General features: G+C 60.4%; 16 protein-coding genes. 6 read left to right on the top strand and 10 right to left on the bottom strand.

Translation table 11 applies throughout. The features are described from left to right. Window positions 1-20 precede the first annotated feature (20 nt). From bla to ACFQ6H_RS04470, 4 genes are all read right to left on the bottom strand, one after another. Window positions 21-926 (bottom strand): class A beta-lactamase, encoded by a 906-nt coding sequence (gene bla / locus ACFQ6H_RS04485; RefSeq protein ID WP_378644250.1) that lies wholly within the window; start codon window positions 924-926, stop codon window positions 21-23. A gap of 582 nt (window positions 927-1,508) precedes the next feature. After that, window positions 1,509-3,008, bottom strand: coding sequence for a D-alanyl-D-alanine carboxypeptidase/D-alanyl-D-alanine-endopeptidase (gene dacB, locus ACFQ6H_RS04480; RefSeq protein WP_378644248.1), 1,500 nt, complete (start codon window positions 3,006-3,008; stop codon window positions 1,509-1,511). A gap of 258 nt (window positions 3,009-3,266) precedes the next feature. Next, the gene (locus tag ACFQ6H_RS04475; protein ID WP_378644246.1) at window positions 3,267-4,604 is read right to left on the bottom strand and encodes an FtsX-like permease family protein; all 1,338 of its coding nucleotides are present in this window, start codon (window positions 4,602-4,604) and stop codon (window positions 3,267-3,269) included. Further along, the gene (locus tag ACFQ6H_RS04470; protein WP_378542628.1) at window positions 4,601-5,323 is read right to left on the bottom strand and encodes an ABC transporter ATP-binding protein; all 723 of its coding nucleotides are present in this window, start codon (window positions 5,321-5,323) and stop codon (window positions 4,601-4,603) included. The genes ACFQ6H_RS04475 and ACFQ6H_RS04470 overlap by 4 nt, the downstream gene beginning before the upstream one ends. A 165-nt stretch (window positions 5,324-5,488) precedes the next feature. Here ACFQ6H_RS04470 and ACFQ6H_RS04465 point away from each other — a divergent pair, with 165 nt between their 5' ends. After that, window positions 5,489-6,673, top strand: a complete 1,185-nt coding sequence (locus ACFQ6H_RS04465; RefSeq protein WP_378542627.1) for a histidine kinase — start codon at window positions 5,489-5,491, stop codon at window positions 6,671-6,673. Window positions 6,674-6,709: 36 nt separating this feature from the next. Further along, on the top strand, window positions 6,710-7,372 hold the full coding sequence (locus tag ACFQ6H_RS04460; protein WP_378542626.1) for a response regulator: 663 nt from the start codon (window positions 6,710-6,712) through the stop codon (window positions 7,370-7,372). Window positions 7,373-7,645: 273 nt separating this feature from the next. On the opposite strand, the gene ACFQ6H_RS04455 is transcribed toward ACFQ6H_RS04460, so the two are convergent. From ACFQ6H_RS04455 to ACFQ6H_RS04445, 3 genes are read right to left on the bottom strand one after another with little or no spacing between them, the layout of a single operon-like run. After that, window positions 7,646-8,761 carry an acyl-CoA dehydrogenase family protein gene (locus ACFQ6H_RS04455; protein ID WP_378644244.1) on the bottom strand — a complete coding sequence of 372 codons (1,116 nt, stop codon included), beginning with the start codon at window positions 8,759-8,761 and terminating at the stop codon, window positions 7,646-7,648. A 9-nt stretch (window positions 8,762-8,770) separates the two neighbouring features. Beyond that, complete coding sequence (locus ACFQ6H_RS04450) at window positions 8,771-9,943, bottom strand: acyl-CoA dehydrogenase family protein (RefSeq protein WP_378644241.1); 1,173 nt, start codon at window positions 9,941-9,943, stop codon at window positions 8,771-8,773. Window positions 9,944-9,971: 28 nt separating this feature from the next. Continuing rightward, complete coding sequence (locus tag ACFQ6H_RS04445) at window positions 9,972-10,433, bottom strand: MaoC family dehydratase (protein WP_054781524.1); 462 nt, start codon at window positions 10,431-10,433, stop codon at window positions 9,972-9,974. A gap of 96 nt (window positions 10,434-10,529) precedes the next feature. Here ACFQ6H_RS04445 and ACFQ6H_RS04440 point away from each other — a divergent pair, with 96 nt between their 5' ends. Then, window positions 10,530-11,183: a TetR/AcrR family transcriptional regulator gene (locus tag ACFQ6H_RS04440; protein ID WP_378644239.1), complete on the top strand. Its 654-nt coding sequence runs from the start codon at window positions 10,530-10,532 to the stop codon at window positions 11,181-11,183. Window positions 11,184-11,189: 6 nt separating this feature from the next. On the opposite strand, the gene ACFQ6H_RS04435 is transcribed toward ACFQ6H_RS04440, so the two are convergent. Both ACFQ6H_RS04435 and ACFQ6H_RS04430 read right to left on the bottom strand, forming a co-directional pair. Beyond that, complete coding sequence (locus ACFQ6H_RS04435; protein ID WP_378644236.1) at window positions 11,190-11,636, bottom strand: MarR family winged helix-turn-helix transcriptional regulator; 447 nt, start codon at window positions 11,634-11,636, stop codon at window positions 11,190-11,192. 12 nt (window positions 11,637-11,648) lie between these two features. Beyond that, on the bottom strand, window positions 11,649-12,053 hold the full coding sequence (locus ACFQ6H_RS04430) for an EVE domain-containing protein (RefSeq protein WP_378644234.1): 405 nt from the start codon (window positions 12,051-12,053) through the stop codon (window positions 11,649-11,651). A gap of 145 nt (window positions 12,054-12,198) precedes the next feature. Here ACFQ6H_RS04430 and ACFQ6H_RS04425 point away from each other — a divergent pair, with 145 nt between their 5' ends. Both ACFQ6H_RS04425 and ACFQ6H_RS04420 read left to right on the top strand, forming a co-directional pair. Then, window positions 12,199-12,876 carry a TetR family transcriptional regulator gene (locus tag ACFQ6H_RS04425; RefSeq protein WP_378644231.1) on the top strand — a complete coding sequence of 226 codons (678 nt, stop codon included), beginning with the start codon at window positions 12,199-12,201 and terminating at the stop codon, window positions 12,874-12,876. After that, a complete protein-coding gene (locus ACFQ6H_RS04420) occupies window positions 12,873-13,793 on the top strand; it encodes a TIGR01777 family oxidoreductase (protein ID WP_378644228.1) in 921 nt (306 codons plus the stop codon). Before ACFQ6H_RS04425 ends, ACFQ6H_RS04420 begins: the two co-directional genes overlap by 4 nt. Here the strand turns inward: ACFQ6H_RS04420 and ACFQ6H_RS04415 are convergent. After that, window positions 13,751-14,719: an NAD(P)/FAD-dependent oxidoreductase gene (locus ACFQ6H_RS04415; RefSeq protein ID WP_378644226.1), complete on the bottom strand. Its 969-nt coding sequence runs from the start codon at window positions 14,717-14,719 to the stop codon at window positions 13,751-13,753. The two genes, ACFQ6H_RS04420 and ACFQ6H_RS04415, sit on opposite strands and share 43 nt — an antisense overlap. Window positions 14,720-14,813: 94 nt before the next feature. Between ACFQ6H_RS04415 and ACFQ6H_RS04410 the strand changes: the two genes are divergently transcribed. Further along, window positions 14,814-15,323, top strand: a complete 510-nt coding sequence (locus ACFQ6H_RS04410) for a MarR family winged helix-turn-helix transcriptional regulator (RefSeq protein WP_378644223.1) — start codon at window positions 14,814-14,816, stop codon at window positions 15,321-15,323. Window positions 15,324-15,327 lie beyond the last annotated feature (4 nt).

Here is a 15,327-nt window from a genome sequence, read left to right as displayed (position 1 = left end):
GGATCGGTTCTTCACCGACGTCAGGTGAGCGCTGAGACGACGAGACGTGTGGCGTCGGCGATGATCGCTTTGTCCGCGGTGTCGTCTCTATCCGACCGCGTCGTCAGGATAGAAATCGTCACCGCATCTGAAGTATCCGTCCACACGACACCGACGTCGTTACGGGTTCCGTAGTCGCCGCTGCCAGTCTTGTCGGCGACCGTCCACTTTTGGGGAACACCGGCCCGTATCTGCTCCGCACCAGTGGTATTGCCTCGAAGCCAACCCGTGAGCACCTCACGTTTGTCCGGCGTCAGTGCATCGCCGAGGACAAGACGCTCATAGTCCGTACCGATCGCCCGCGGGGACGTCGTGTCACGATCATCGCCTGGAATGGCGGTATTGAGTTCGGGTTCGATCCGATCCAGCCGAGTCACATCATCACCGATACTGCGAAGATATGCATTGACTTCAGAAGGTCCGCCGAGCATCTGCAGCAGGAGGTTGGCGGCGGTATTGTCACTGTATTGCACTGCTGCGGAGCATAATTCACCAACCGCCATCCCGGCATCGAGCTTTTGCTCCGTGATCGGGGCGTACGACTGCAGATCGGCGGCAGTGTAGTGGACTACGGTATCGAGATAACTCAATGGATACTTATCCAATACAGCTGCGACAGCGAGGGTTTTGAACGTAGAGCAGAACGCGAACCGCTCGTCCGCGCGATACTCCACCGTCCTCCCGGTGTTCAAACTACTCGCATACACCCCCAGTCTCGCGTCGTATCGACCTTCGAGTTCGACCAGAAGATCACTTGGATCTCCCGCGCCAACTTTCGTCGGCCCGGCATCTGCAATCTGATTACTCTTCGCCGAACATCCCACGACCGGAATCAACACCGCCGCAACCAAAAACGCACGCCGCGTGACTGCCCCACTCTCAACCATCACTGTCAACAACCTTTCACAAACTTACTGGTGGAATCCCAAAATCAATTCCACGCAACAACATACGCGAGGCGAAGTACGCTCGCCGACGCACGTTCCCCATGTCTGAGCTCAGCACTACTTTTCTTTCGCAGCGGGTTCCACCTATTTTGATCCAGATAGGGCACAATGCCTGTGGTTCGCCGTGAACTGAACAGTCCTGGGTTCGTCTACGTGGACATTGACGGTGAGCCGAACGTTCAACTCACCACGCTCACGCGGACGGGAGTGACAATCTACCCGGTTGAGCCGCAATGACTTCGAGCCTTCACTCGCCGCCCAACGGAGCTTTATGCCAAGGCGCGAGTGCGGCGCCATTTACCATCGTCATCGTCCTCGATGGTTCACCGGCCAGAGCTCGGAGTCGAACGGTAAGTGGGTTTCGCGAGGTGAAGCGTTGCCGAACGGTCAGCGAGGAACCCGATCTCTCGTGCGACGCCGATGGTCCTGTGATGGTTTGTCTGGATAGCCATCGGACGACATCGATCCCCTTGCGAATTCGGGTTGCACCCCTATGCGTCCGACGAGCCGTCGAGGATCCCGCTACGATGAGCGATAGATCGCAGCAGCGATCGCTCCGAGTTGCTTGTTGGCATCGAGGGCTAAGTCGATCGCATCTTCGACGGTTCCGCTGGGCACAGGGATGTTGTTGACGTATATCGCGAAGACGAGTCGCCGGCCACTTTGCGAGTTCATATATCCAGCCAGCGCTTTCGTGGCGAGTTGCATGTTCCCGTCGGGCGCGTCGACCAAGGTACCGGTTTTTGCGCGGATCTGTCCCGCCGCCGGATCGGTGCGATCGATGACGTCGGCGAGCGATCCATCGAGGCCCAGGCTGGGCATCGAATCGTAAAATACTTCGAAATCGTCGCGGCGGGCGAGGGCTCGAAGAAGTTCGGTCTGTGCCAGAGGCGTGGCTTTGTCCCCAGGTAGGCCTTGGGCGTCGACTAACGTAAACGACGCTGGGTCGACGCCACTTTTTGCGAGGAATTCTCGTTCGATCTGCATGCCCTCTTCGTAGGTCTGGAGACCTCGTTGCGCAGCCATCAGCGGCGGCAAGAGATTCGCCCCGAGGTTGTGGCTGACCTTGTTGATCAGCTTTGCGTATTCACTGAAGGGAGGTGAGGTGTAGGACGCCGAGACTGGCAGTGCCGCAACACGATCTTGTGACGGGAGGATGTCGCTGGGGTTCGTACCCAATGTCGGCGCGCTGGTTGTGACGCCGTGGCGGGCAAGTGCCTCGATCAGCAAGGTCCGCGCAAATGCCGGAGGGTCTGGTACTTGGTAGGTTGCGACGAATGGTGTTTTCGCGTCGGCGGGGACAGTTCCATGCACGATGATGTGCCCCGAGTCGGCGGCGTCGACAGTGACCGCAGGCTTGGTGCCGATCGGTGTTGTCATCACGTCCGACTCGACCGTGAAGGCTGCGGTTTTCGGTCGCCAGTCGACTGTGGCGGGTTGTCCTCGATCGAGCGGGCTGATGAGCAGATCTATGAGGTTGTCGTTGATCATCGTGGGCGTAATCGGTACACCGCCAACAGAAATCGGGTCCCAGAGGCGGTTGTCGACGACAACGTCGCCGTCGATCTTGCGAATTCCTTCGGCAGCGATCTGGCCGGCAAGTTCGTCGAGTCCGGCCAACGGGTCTTGAGGGGTGATGGTCGCCATGCCTGGAACGGCGTTGGCGTCGAAGTGATCGAAATCGGGAACCTCGAGGGTGTCGGGCGATGCCGAGCGACCGCCGAGCGCTAGATCTCCGCTGCCGACCATGATCAGATCGCCCGAGAGTCGACCGTCTGCCGTGACTTCTCCGGTATGGGCGATCGGAGTCTGGAATCGGTGGTCACTGCCGAGAATATCCAACGCCGCCCCGACTGCGAAGGTCTTCGCCGTGGACCCCGTGACGAACTGTGATTCCGGGTTCAGCGACTGCACGATCTCCCCCGTCGCTTCGTCCGCTACGAGAACACCCCACTGACCCGATTCCCACGGGGGTCCAGCCATGAGTTCGCGTACCTCGGGATTGACTTCGTTTGTGGGCATTGACGTCTCCGCATCGATACCCAATGCTCTGTCGTCGGGATTGGCGGAACATGCCGACAGTGCGACGGCTGCGATTATCGGTGTGGTGATGAGCGCCATCAGCCTTGGGCGTCGCGGCCTTCGATCGAAGTCGGACACTTCCAGTCGTTCTGAATGATTTTCATTCTTGGACAAAGGATTTCCTGTCATTTGTTCGATTCTCGGATTGGGACGACAACGCTTCAGACGCACCTCGCATCTCGTCGAAGTTACCGTCAGTCAGGCGCGAAGTTGCTGGGCGAGATTGGCCTGTGAAGTGGTGATCGTCGGCCAGATCAATGCTGCGCTGGTCATGATCAGCGTCATGACTGCCAGCGCAGTGAGCATCGGCCACGGCAGGCCGCCCAATACCGACGAGACTGACATTCGTGCGGCCAGTGCGACTGTCCAGCAAGATACCAGCAACGTCAGAACTCCGAAAAGGACTGCGGTAGTGGCGTATATCAAGCCTTCATACATTGTCGAACGGGCTATTACGGCTGGCGGGGCACCGGCGATACCGATCAGCGCCGCGTCGCGGCGTCGTTCACGACCGACTAACGCGATGACCGCAAGTCCTCCAACCCAGGAAACGACGAACACCCAACCGAGCACGACAAGCACGTCGCCGAGACCGGTGGAGTCGTCAGGCATCACATTGCCGATCACCATGAAGATGCTCACCATCGACAATGCCAGCGCGAATGGCAAAACAGTGGTGACACTCCGCGCAGCACGGGCGCGACACGACTGTATCGCCAGCCGCCAAGCGACGTCACCGACTGGAACCATCGCAGTCCACAGTTTCATCAGAGGCGTAATAGTCCACGGGCCCATCAGAAGCAGCAGACACACCAAGAAGAGATTGCCGGCGAAGGCAAAGGCAGTGCGCTGCTCGGGTCCGCTCAGTTCAGACCCAAGACCTGGAATCCACATTCCGAGCACACCAGCGAACAGGCACGCCGCGAGGACACTTCGGCCGATGCCTGGACGAGCCATTAACTCGGTAGTCTCACGAAAAGCGCGCATCTCCCCTGTCTTCGATGCACGCCGAGCAGCACCCCACCCTCCGAGCAGACACGGTGCAATCCCCGCTGCCAGCGCGACCCCGACGTACCACAGTTGAAAACCGACATGAGCACCGTGCAGATCGAGCCCCGTCTCCGTCCATTGCATCAGGGCCACACGACCGACTACGAGCGCCAGTGGCAACGCGAGCAAACCCGCCACCATTCCGAGAACCAACAATTCGATGATCAGCACGCGCCGTACATGGTGGCGCGGAATCCCGAGAATTATCCAGAGCGCATGCTCGCGGCGCTGCGTTGTCAATGTCAGTCCCACCGTGGAGGCAACGACTGCGGTTGCGGCAAGAACGGTGAAGAAGACGATGTTTCCGCCAAGCGCTATGGAAGCCTGAGTCATGGCTGCATCACCGGCAACCCGCGTCGCACTCATGCCGGCCAACATCGCGATCACCACGCCAGCGGCGCAGGCTCCACCCACGGTGGCACACAAGACGGTCCACAGCCACATTGCGAATTGACGACGAATATCTGCGAGAACCAATCGAATCATGCGAGCACATCCCCAACAGCCGCCGATTGCGCGGCCATTATGGCCTCGCCCACCGCATGTCCGTCTCCACCGGGCATGACATTGTGCACACGCCCAGAACCCATGACGACCACATGATCAGCACGGGCAGCAGCATATGGGTCATGAGTGACCATCACCACGGAGGTGCCGTGTGCCGGTAGAGCTTGCAGCCAATCCAGTACTACTTGCCCTGACACGAGATCGAGTGCGCCTGTGGGCTCGTCGGCAAAGACGATGCGTGGCTGATTGGCAACGACGCGGGCGACCGCGACACGCTGCCGCTCGCCACCGGAGAGTTGGTCGGGTCGTCGGGCGGCGTGATTACCGATGCCGAGGCGGTCCATTGCCTCGCGAATTCGAGCTTTGGGCACTTTGTGACCCGCGAGGCGAGCGGGGAGAGCGATGTTCTCTTCGACGGTGAGCGAGCTGACCAGGTTGTACTCCTGAAATACGAAACCGATGTGTTTGCTCCGGAACGCTGCACGTTTGCGTGCGTTCAGGGATTGGAGATCGGTGCCGAGCACTTCCACGGTGCCTCCGGTCGGCTCCTCGAGCCCTGCCGCGCAGAACAGCAGAGTCGATTTGCCAGAACCGGACGGTCCGACGACTGCGGTGAGGTGCCCCGCGGGTATGTCGAGATCGAGGTCGTGCAGTACCCGGTTGGTTTCGCCACTGCGGCCAAGAACGGGGAAATCCATCCGCAGTCCACGAAGTCGGACACAAGGAGTGGTACTGGTGATGGATTCGTTCGGCATGTAAGAATCTCAACATTCTCGATCCTGGAAAACACTGGTGCTGTCTCCCTCAAGGGGTAGAACCAGCACTACCTCTTCCTCCACCGTCGTCTGGGAGAGTGTGACGTCATGTCGATTTCCGTGCTGGCGCGACGAGTAGTGCTGGAGATCGTCGCCGCAGCCCTCCTTCCACTATTTCTCCTGTCCTTGGTACTGATACCGCTGCTGCCGATCACCGCGATCGTGGTAGCCGAACTTGATCGTGTGCGTGCCAGAGCCTGCGGCGCGCCGAGCGCACCTCTGCGGCCTGCGAACGAACCCTGGGTCAGTTGGATTCGACTACGGGTCCGCACATCCGCGCTCTGGCGAACAGACCTGCCGGTGATGCTGATTGCCGTGGTCTTGTCGTTGCCTTCTCTGCTTGTGGCGTTCTTCGGCTTCATCGGAGCCTTGGCGCTGGTTTTCTCACCCGTCTTCTGGTTCTTCGGTATCGCGGCGCAGGTGGGACCATTCACGCCGACGTCCGCAGGCCAGTCGGTCGCGGCCGTTCCGACCGGGTTTGTTCTCGCAGCACTGACGGCAGCGCTATTGTCCGGAATTTCCTGGCTTCGCGACCTGATATTGCTCGCGCTTTCAGACCGAAACGACTTCGATCTGCACAATCAACTTCTCGACCTGCGCACGAGCCGGGCCTCGTTGACCGAGGCTTTCGAACTGGAACGACAACGCATTGAGCGCGATCTGCACGATGGCGCGCAGCAGGATCTCGTTGCGGTGGTACTCAGCCTCGGACTACTTCAAGCCGCCGCCGATTCCGGCGCAGACAACGAGCGCATCAGTGCACTGGCGTCACGCTCGCAAGCGCAAGCAGAACGCGCCTTGGAACGCTTACGCGAAACGGTGCGCGGCATCCACCCCCGCGATCTCAGTGACTTAGGGTTGATGGCGGCGGTTCGCGAACTGGTAGCCCGGTCATCCCTAACCGTCGAGCTCGATACCGAGGGTGACGACTCGAATCTGTCAGGACCCGTCGCCGGTGCCGTCTACTTCACTATTTCGGAAGCCCTCACCAATGTCGTAAAGCATGCCGGCGTCGACCACGTCCTGATCGAACTTCACTGTTCGCCTTACGGTGTGATGGCCAAAATTGTCGACCGCGGGGTCGGAGGCCTTGACCTTACCGATGGCCGGGGCACTGGTTTGGCGGGACTGCGGGAACGAATGCGAAGCGTCGGTGGCGAAATTCAGGTCGTCAGTCCTCCCGAGAAGGGAACTACTCTGACAGTGACGGCCCCTGCCGAACCACCATGGTGACAGTCCGACACCGAACAGACGAGGAACGAACACGCCATGAAGATCGTGCTGGCCGATGATGCCGCGCTCATTCGCGCCGGCATCAAGGAAATCCTGACCGCGAGCGGCCACGAGGTCGTCCGCGAATGTGAAGACGCCCCCTCGCTGGTTACGACCGTCGACGACATGGCCAACTCAGGTGAATTGCCGGACCTGGTCGTCACAGACGTACGAATGCCGCCTGAACATACAGATGACGGATTGCGCGCCGCGATGGATCTGCGCGCCCGCCATCGCGATCTCCCGATCCTGGTGTTGTCTGCATACGTCACCGGTCCATATGTGAAGGAACTGCTCAGTGGCCCGGGCGCGGACGGTGTCGGCTACTTGCTCAAGGAGAAAGTGGGACGGGTTGGAGACTTCCTTCGAGCAGTGGAAACGGTTGCCGGTGGAGGCGTAGTGGTCGATCCGGAGGTAGTGCGTTATGTCATCCGACAGGACGCCTCCCCCGGTCCGATCGGCAGGCTCACTGGACGTGAGAGCGAAGTTCTCGCGTTGATGGCGGAAGGTAAATCCAACGGCGAGATCGCCGACACTCTGTATCTGTCCAGGGCTGCGGTCAGCAAGCACGTTGCCAACGTCTTTCTCAAGTTGGGTTTGCCTCCCGGGGAAGATAATCGGCGCGTCAAAGCGATCCTTGCCTGGATTGAACGCCGCTGAGCGAATCAAGCGAAGTAAGTCAATCAAAGCCGGGCGCAGATCATTCTGCTGCGACAGTCGAGAAAGGGTCGACACCGGTGCGAACTTCCTCGGATCGGCACGTGATAGCTCGGCATATTCGACGACTACAAGAAACGAACGGTCGTCGAGCGCCGCCTCCGAGCTGACCTCGTGACCACAGCACTAGCGGGTGGTACATCCGTGGTGTCTGTCACCACAGTTGCATTCGTAGAATCCGCTAACCGGCCTTTCTGTCCCGGACGGTAGGCCCGCTCATCGATTCTTCGAGACGCCGCCGGCCAGCACCCGAAGGTGATCGTCCGAGGCACCCAAAGTGTGTTCGATGGCCACCAGTCGCGAGACGTAATGCCCGACCGGATACTCGGCTGTCATTCCGATGCCGCCGTGCATCTGAATCGCTTCCTGTCCGATCTGATGCGCGGCGCGACCGACAGCCAGCTTCGCGCGCGACGCGATGGTCGGATCGATCACGCCGTCGGCAATGGACATGGTGGCATACAGACTCATGCTGCTCGCCAGTTCGAGCGCCACGTACATGTCGGCGGCCCGATGCGCCAATGTTTGAAACTTCGCGAGAGGAACACCGAACTGCTTGCGCTGCTTCAGGTAATCCGTCGTCAGTCGCAGCGCTTCGGTCATGATCCCGATCGCCTCGGCGCACAGAGCTGCCTGCGCCCGAACCTCTGCTTCGACGATCGCCTCCGTGACATCGCCGCCCTCACCGAGTTGTTCGGCCGCGGCATCGGTGAACGTGAACTGCGCACCGCGCCGGCCGTCGTGAGTGGCGTACGTGCGCCGTACGACACCCGAACCGTCTGCATCTATCAAGAAGAGCCCAGTGCCGCCGCCTGGAAGTGCGGCGCTGACGATCACGACGTGCGCGCTGTCGCCCTGCAGGACCGGGTTCTTGACGCCGGTGATCGTCCACCCCGATCCCGAATGTGAAGCCGCGGCCGTGACGGTGGCAACCGGCCAGCGCGTGCCAGGTTCCGCATGTGCGAAGGCCGACAGAGTGGTCCCGTCGCTGAGCGCCGGCAGGAGTCGCGCCCGCTGATCTGGCGAACCGAGCGCAGCGATCAAACCGCCGGGGATCAGAACACCACCCAGGTACGGCTCGGGTGCAAGCGCGCGGCCCAGTTCGGTCATCACGACCATGGTCTCGACCGGTCCAGCGCCCATTCCGCCGTCAGCCTCCGTGAACGGCAGGCCGAGCAGCCCCAGCTCGCCGAACTGCTTCCAGACCGCAGCATTCCATCCCTCGTCAGTGGCCGAGGTGGCGTTGCGCTTCTCCGCGTCGTAACTGCGGCTGAGCAATTCGCGCGTCGTGTCGCGGAGCATCGTCTGCTCGTCGTCGAGTTCGAAATTCATGTCAGATGCTCACAATCCGAGAATCGAGGAGGCAATGATGGAGCGCTGTACCTCACTTGATCCGCTGTAGATGGAAACCTTCCGGTAGTTCAGGTAGCGCGGCGCCGCTTGCTGCGCCCACTCCGGCGAGTCGATCTCGGCCGTATTCACCGGCAACGAGTCCGGACCCGCAACATCCATCAGCAATTCCGTTGCTGCCTGCTGCAATTCGGAGCCGCGGAGCTTGAGCAGCGAGGACGCCGGATTCGGCTTGCCGTCTGCCGAACTCGCCACAACTCGCAGTTGAGTCAGATCCAGTGCAAGCAAATCGTTCTCCAGCTCAGCCAACCGAGCCGCGAACAACGGATCATCGAGGAGGGTGCCGGTTCCGACGCGAACCTCCCGTGCCTTCTCTTTTGCCGTGGCGACAAGGGTTTTGGAGAACCCGACCCGCGTGACACCCGTGCGTTCGTTGCCGAGCAGGAATTTGGCGTAGTCCCAGCCTTTGTTCTCTTCGCCGACGAGATTCTCCGCAGGTACGCGGACGTTGTCGAAGAACACCTCGTTGACCTCGACGCTGCCGTCGATCAGTTTGATGGGGCGAACCGTGATGCCGGGAGTTGCCAGATCGATGAGCAAGAACGAAATTCCGGCCTGCCGCTTCTGGGCACTGGCATCTGTGCGAACCAGACAGAAGATCCACTCGGCGTGCTGCGCGAGAGTGGTCCATGTCTTCTGACCGTTGACGATGTAGTCTGCGCCGTCACGAACAGCGGCCGTCTTGAGTGAAGCGAGATCCGAACCGGCTTCGGGTTCCGAAAAACCCTGGCACCACCAGATATCGGCGTTGGCTGTAGCGGGGAGAAACTTCTCCTTCTGTTCCTGCGAACCGAAGGCAGCGATAACGGGCCCAACCATGCTCACGTTGAACGGCAACGGGTTGGGTACCGACGCCAACTGCATTTCCTCGGAATAGATGTGGCGCTGAACCGGAGTCCAGTCCTTGCCGCCCCATTCGACCGGCCAGTGTGGAACCGCCAACCCGTGTGCGTTCAGAATCTGTTGGCCCGCAACGATGTCCTCACGAGTCAGCTTTCCGAATCCGGCCGCACGTGCTCGAAGTTCGGGCGAGAATTCGGTGGTGAAGAACTTTCGCATCTCCTCGCGGAACGCAACTTCCTCAGTGGTCAGTTCGAGATTCATGTGGAGTCTGCTTTCTTCTTGCAGGATTTCAGAACAAGATTCGCGCGACGGTCTGCGCAACAACGGCAGGTTTGTCCACGCCTTCGATCTCGACGGTGTTGGTGATCTGACTCTGTAGTGAACCGTTCGGCAATTCTTCGATTGCGGAGAGCACTGCGGTATTTCGAACCTTGGCCCCGACGGGCACCGGACTCGGGAATCGAACCTTGTCGGACCCGTAGTTGATGACCATTTTCGCGCCGTCGATGCGATACACGGACTTCGACAGAAGCGGCAGGAGTGAGAGCGTCAGATACCCGTGCGCAATCGGTCCACCGAAAGGTGATTCGCGCCTGGCTCTTTCGTCGTCGACATGAATCCACTGATGGTCACCGGTCGCGTCGGCAAATTGATGGACCATCTCACGGGTGACCTCGACCCACTCGCTCGAACCCAGCGTTTCACCGACTGCCCCCAGGAGATCGGACTTGTTCTCGAACACCCGTGTCATCTGATCCTCCACGTTCCCGAACACTGTTAGGTTAATTCGATAATAAACTCACGGTGTAAGGTTGTCCAGTACTTTCAGACGAAAGGGTTCTGTGCGATGGCGCGACCGCGGGTTCCACTACTGAGTAAGCCGATCATCAGGGACACTGCCCTGAAACTGGTGGACGAGCACGGTTTGACCGACTTCTCGATGCGCAAACTCGCCACAGTTCTCGGCGTACAGGCACCGTCGCTGTACAGCCATTACGCCAACAAGGACGAGTTACTCGACGACGTCGCGAACGTCATCATGGAGTCCGTCGACGTGAGCGGCTTCGACTCCGACGATTGGCGCGGCGCGCTGCGTACGTGGGCGCGGTCCTACCACGCTGCCCTGGGCAAGCATCCCAACATCGTTCCCTATCTGGCCTACGGTCCGAGCGTCAGGCCCATCGCCCTCGATCGCGCGAACGCCATCCACGGCGGCCTGGTGCGCGCCGGATGGCCGCAGCGCACGGCAACGCTGATCGGCGCTTCCGTCAAGTACGTGGTCATGGGTGCTGCGACGGCGACGTTCTCCGGCGGATTCGTGGACGATCCCGCTATCTACGCCGAGCGTTACCCGCACCTCACGCGAGCACACCTGTTGCGTGAGCGTGCCACCGAGATCGACGGCGCCAGCTTCGAACTCGCACTGGAATCCCTGCTGGACGGACTGGAAGCCAAATACGCACTGCTGCAGAGAACTACAGAGCAATCTCCTCGAACCTGAGGGTTGTTACCGTCGATCAAGCGCGCGGAGCATCGCGACGAAGGCCGCCTGACGATCCCCGAGAGCGGCGAAGAATTCCCGGTCCGAAGATTCCACCGCGCGATTCGCCCTGCCGGCCAAGGCCGCACCCACCGGCGTGACGGCAAGCGAGCGAGCACGAGCATCGGTCGGATGTGGACGTCGTTCGACAAACCCCTTGGATTCGAGGGTCCGAATCACCTGTGACGTCATCATCGCGTCGGTGCGCGCGTACTCGGCAAGACCGCGTTGAGTTATCGGCGTCTCTGCATCCAGCCAGGTCAGTGCTGCGAGCAGAACGAACTGCACGTGGGTCAGGTCGAAAGGTCGCAGCGCAGCGCGAATCGAGGCTTGCCAAGCATTGGTGACGCGCCACAACATCAGACCGGGACTCTCGTCCGCGTCCTCGAAGTCGGTTTCCAGTTTTTTCGCCACAGCGCCAGTGTGTCAGCTCGTCGTCGAACGCAGAACCTCGACGTCGTTGTCATCCAACGGAATCAAGCCACGCCGGAGTTGATACCCCCAATTCGGTGCCGAGGTCAGCGCCAATCGACTCCGGACTGCGTCGAGAGGAACGGGGTTGAACTGTTCGTACCGAACTCGCCGCCGAAACGGCTTGAAACACCCCTCGTCCGCCTGCCAGATCTCACCCTCTTCGATCACACCGAGAGCTGTGAACTCGCGCAACGGATCTCGGTCGCCGATGGACTCGACCGGCGAATAGTAGACCACCACGTCACCTGCTTTCATCCGTGCCAATCCGGCTCTCTTTCCGTGCCCGATCTGTGCGATGCCGAGATCCACCGCGCGACGCACATGTTCGGCAGAGACAACCCCTAACCAGGCATTCATCGCCGACCCCCTGGCGAACCGAAAGCACATTCATTCATGCATTTAGTATGCGCGCTTATTATCTTCCTCGCAACAGATTGGGTCTTGAACGTGTTCAACTCCAGGGCGTACGCTGCACTTGAACATGTTCAAAGAAGGAGTGTCGATGAGTAGTCGCGGGATCGAGACCAGGGAAAAGCTGGTGGAAACAGCATTGCGGCTCTTCCGCGACGAGGGCTTCGCAGCGACGACCATGCGCAAGATCGCGACTGAGGCAGGTGTCTCCCTCGGGAATGCCTATTACTACTTCGCCAGCAAAGACGAACTGGTTCACGAGCTGTATCTCGTCATCCAACGTGATCACCGAGAGCGTGCGCTCCCACTCCTGCGCAAAGGTGGCTCACTCGCTGAAAATCTCGCGATCGTTATGCACACCGGACTCGATGCCATGGGGCCCTATCACGGCTTCGGTAGCGCGTTTCTGCACGTTGCCCTGCCCACCGCGTCGCCGTCCAGCCCGTTCTCGGCCGAGTCGAGTGATGCGAGATCGATGGCCGTCGATCTGATGCGCGAAGCACTGGCGGCGTCGAAGCAGAAGGCGCCGGCGTCCTTGGAGACCCAGCTCCCCACACTCTTGTGGCTCAGCTATCTGGGCGTGACGCTGCACTGGGTCACCGACTCGTCTCCGGGGCAAACGCGTACCCGATCCCTCGTCGACGGCATGGTCCCGATCATCGCCAAAGCGCTCACCCTCGCCCGGCTGCCAGTGGCCCGCGGCCTGGTCGGCGACGTCGCCGCCCTGATGACCAAAGTCGTTTCTCCAGAGGGGAGCACAAAACCATGAAGACCGTTGTTGTCTGTGGTGCGTCGGGTTACGTAGGCCAACACCTTCTTCGAACGCTCGAATCCAACGGGGTCGACGTTCGGACGATCGGCCGGGGAGGAACGAGCGATGCCACGTGGTCCGACGAGCACGGCGTCGCCGATGTACTCAGCGGCACGGATCTGCTCGTCAACCTCGCCGGCCGCTCCGTAAGCTGCCGCTACAACAAGCGCACTGCCGACGACATCTTCTCCTCCCGAGTGGAAACGACTGCACTGTTGGGTCGTGCGCTGACCCGCACGCCGCAGCCACCCTCACTCTGGGCGAATGCCAGTACCGGCACGATCTACCGAGACGCACGAGATCGACCGATGGACGAGAAGAACGGAGAGCTGGGTAAGGGATTCTCCGTAGCGGTCGCGCGAGCGTGGGAACACGAATTGTTCTCAGCCCCAACGCCTGTTCGCAAAGTGGCACTTCGGATGTCGATCGTCCTCGGAGCCGGCGGTGGGGCGATCAATCCGTTCGTCAACCTCGCCCGAATGGGCTTCGGCGGACGAATGGGCGACGGCCGACAGATGTTCAACTGGATTCACATCGCCGACGTCATTCGCGCGATCATCCACGTCTACGAGAATCCGGAGATCTCAGGCCCGGTCAATATCGCATCCCCGTATCCGGTAACCAACACCGACATGATGCGGATGGTACGAGCGAAACTTGGCCGACAATATGGGTTTCCGACGCCGGGCTGGATGCTCGAGTTCGGCGCACGAATCATCCGCACCGAGGCTGAACTGGTAACGAAGAGTCGCTGGGTTTCACCAGGGGTGCTCGCGGACAGCGGCTTCCAGTATCAATTTCCGACGTTGGAGTCTGCACTGAACCAGATCGCTCAAGAGACCCCGCGAGGGTTGCTTCCGGTTTCACTCGGCTGAAGTTCGGCTGCGATCGCAACCGCTCGCACGATATCCTGCTCGAGCAGATAGTGATTCAGTGCAATCGCAGCCTTTGATCCGGCAGCGGCGGCGGTGATCAACTGCGCCGGAGAATCCGACACATTCCCCGCGGCCCAGGCTCCAGGCACGCTGGTACTCCCCGCAGGATCAGTTACCACCCAACCGTTTTCGTCGGCTTGACACCCCAGGTCAGTCAACAGATCGCCTCGCGGAACAAATTGTGGGCCGACAAACACCACGCTTCGCGGAATCACCTGACCGGAGGCCAGTTCGACGCCGTCCAATCGACCATCACCAACCGACACCCCGACCACGTCGCCTTCGACAATGCGAATCCCCCTGGCAGTCAGCCGCTCCCGTTCAGTTCCGGTCAGCTCGATGCGATTCGGAAAGAAGACGACATCCTCCGACCATTGACGCACCAACGACGCCTGATGAATGGTGAACGGCCTGTTGTCACCACCGAGCACACCGATCGGGGAATCTCGAACCTCGTATCCGTGACAATAGGGGCAATGCAGGACATCGACTCCCCACCGATCGTGCAGCCCAGCGATGTTCGGCAGCTCGTCACGTAAACCAGTGGCCACCAGAACAGTCCGTGCCTCCAGCGGCGCGGTCGCATCGGTTTGCACAAGAAATCCACCGTCATCCGTGCGCTCGATTCGGATTGCGGTGCCTGTCGTCATTTCGCCGCCGTACTCGAGAACCTCCTCGCGGCCGGCCGCAAGTAGTTGCGTAGGACTCGCCCCATCCCGCGTCAGGTACCCGTGCAGGTGCTCGGAGACACCATTGCGCGGGCTACCTGCATCGACGATCATCACGCGCCGCCGAGCCCGAGCCAGAACAAGCGCGGCACTCAACCCCGCCGCACCGCCACCGACAATCACCACGTCGAACCTCATGTGCTCCCCCAGTCCGCAGATCGTCCCACCCGAGACGGTGGGCTATTCTGGCAATCTAGCAAATTTGTTTACCGGTTAACAAAGTTGAGGAATCGTGAACGAACCAACACTCCGCTCCCGTACCTGCAACCTCTGGGCCGAAAACAATCCCGACCTCGACACCTCGCCCATGGAAGTAGTCGCGCAACTCAAACGGATTACGGCGCTTCTCGAACTAGCAGTCGAACCGGTATACCAAACCGCGGATCTCACCGTGTCGGAAGTGGAACTGCTTGTGCCACTGAGGTACGCAGACGAACCTGTCACCGCGATTCGACTCGCCGAACGACTCGGCATGTCACGGGCCGGGGTCAGCAAGGCACTCGCACGACTGGAGAAGCGAGGCCTTGTCTCCCGCGCGAGCAATCCCGAAGATCGGCGGTCTGCACTGATCACGATGACCGCCCAGGGAAAGAAAGTTGTCGACGACGTCTTCCCACTCGAACTCGCCGCTCACGGTGAATTGTTCACCCAACTCGGGCGAGACCGAGGGAAGGTCCTTGCCGCGCTCGAGCGACTGGCAGTATCCATGGAAAGTGGGCTCGATCGAATGCAGGACAAGTAACCGG

Origin of the sequence: Rhodococcus sp. NPDC056506 (genome assembly GCF_042794945.1) — a bacterium.
In the GTDB taxonomy this organism is placed as follows: domain Bacteria; phylum Actinomycetota; class Actinomycetes; order Mycobacteriales; family Mycobacteriaceae; genus Rhodococcus_F.
This window is presented reverse-complemented; position numbering and strand designations above follow the sequence as displayed.

Bases quoted from the DNA above. Each gene is read 5' to 3' on its own strand.
- bla (WP_378644250.1), bottom strand. From the start codon at position 926: ATGGTTGAGAGTGGGGCAGTCACGCGGCGTGCGTTTTTGGTTGCGGCG.
- dacB (WP_378644248.1), bottom strand. From the start codon at position 3,008: ATGCCCACAAACGAAGTCAATCCCGAGGTACGCGAACTCATGGCTGGA.
- ACFQ6H_RS04475 (WP_378644246.1), bottom strand. From the start codon at position 4,604: ATGATTCGATTGGTTCTCGCAGATATTCGTCGTCAATTCGCAATGTGG.
- ACFQ6H_RS04470 (WP_378542628.1), bottom strand. From the start codon at position 5,323: ATGGATTTCCCCGTTCTTGGCCGCAGTGGCGAAACCAACCGGGTACTG.
- ACFQ6H_RS04465 (WP_378542627.1), top strand. From the start codon at position 5,489: ATGTCGATTTCCGTGCTGGCGCGACGAGTAGTGCTGGAGATCGTCGCC.
- ACFQ6H_RS04460 (WP_378542626.1), top strand. From the start codon at position 6,710: ATGAAGATCGTGCTGGCCGATGATGCCGCGCTCATTCGCGCCGGCATC.
- ACFQ6H_RS04455 (WP_378644244.1), bottom strand. From the start codon at position 8,761: ATGAATTTCGAACTCGACGACGAGCAGACGATGCTCCGCGACACGACG.
- ACFQ6H_RS04450 (WP_378644241.1), bottom strand. From the start codon at position 9,943: ATGAATCTCGAACTGACCACTGAGGAAGTTGCGTTCCGCGAGGAGATG.
- ACFQ6H_RS04445 (WP_054781524.1), bottom strand. From the start codon at position 10,433: ATGACACGGGTGTTCGAGAACAAGTCCGATCTCCTGGGGGCAGTCGGT.
- ACFQ6H_RS04440 (WP_378644239.1), top strand. From the start codon at position 10,530: ATGGCGCGACCGCGGGTTCCACTACTGAGTAAGCCGATCATCAGGGAC.
- ACFQ6H_RS04430 (WP_378644234.1), bottom strand. From the start codon at position 12,053: ATGAATGCCTGGTTAGGGGTTGTCTCTGCCGAACATGTGCGTCGCGCG.
- ACFQ6H_RS04425 (WP_378644231.1), top strand. From the start codon at position 12,199: ATGAGTAGTCGCGGGATCGAGACCAGGGAAAAGCTGGTGGAAACAGCA.
- ACFQ6H_RS04420 (WP_378644228.1), top strand. From the start codon at position 12,873: ATGAAGACCGTTGTTGTCTGTGGTGCGTCGGGTTACGTAGGCCAACAC.
- ACFQ6H_RS04415 (WP_378644226.1), bottom strand. From the start codon at position 14,719: ATGAGGTTCGACGTGGTGATTGTCGGTGGCGGTGCGGCGGGGTTGAGT.